The following is a 767-nucleotide window of genomic DNA, read 5'->3' on the forward strand; positions in this document are numbered from 1 at the left end:
GGAAGCGCCCTCGCCAGCCACGCTCTTGATGTCGATGGTGCCGCCGATCTGGTCGATGTTGGTGCGCACCACGTCCATGCCGACGCCGCGGCCGGACACCGAGGTCACTTGCGCCGCGGTCGAGAAGCCCGGCGCGAAGACGAACTTGTGGATCTGGGCCTCGGTCATCTTCTCCAGCTCGGCCTCGGTGACGAGACCGTTCTGGAGCGCCTTGGCCTTGATCCGCTCGGTGTTGAGCCCTCTCCCATTGTCGGCGATGCAGATGATGATGTGGCCGCCTTCGTGATAGGCGCTCAGGCGAATCGTGCCCTGCTCTCCCTTGCCGGCGGCGAGGCGCTCGGCGGTGGTCTCGAGGCCATGATCGGCGGAGTTGCGCACCATGTGCGTCAACGGATCCTTGATCAAATCGAGCACCTGGCGGTCGAGCTCGGTGTCGGCGCCGTGCATCTCGAGCTCGATCTGCTTGCCGAGTTCGCCGGAGAGGTCGCGGACGATGCGCGGCAGCTTCTGCCAGGCGTTGCCGATCGGCTGCATCCGCGTCTTCATGACGCCCTCCTGCAGCTCGGCGGTGACGTTGGAGAGCCGCTGCAGCGGCACCTTGAACTCGGTGTCCTCGTTGCGCCGCGAGATCTCCAAGAGCTGGTTGCGGGTCAAGACCAGCTCGGAGACCATGGTCATCAGGTGTTCGAGGGTGTCGACGTTGACCCGGATCGACTGGTTGGCGATCTTGTCGCCTTCCTGGACATCCTCGGCGGCGGTCTTGCGGA

General features: G+C 65.1%; 1 protein-coding gene. It reads right to left on the bottom strand.

The genetic code is table 11. The features are described from left to right. Positions 1 to 767 (bottom strand): chemotaxis protein CheA (locus AC628_RS41600; RefSeq protein ID WP_245321621.1); only part of this gene is annotated, 767 nt, incomplete at both ends.

This window comes from Bradyrhizobium sp. NAS96.2 (genome assembly GCF_001908235.1).
Classification (GTDB): domain Bacteria; phylum Pseudomonadota; class Alphaproteobacteria; order Rhizobiales; family Xanthobacteraceae; genus Bradyrhizobium.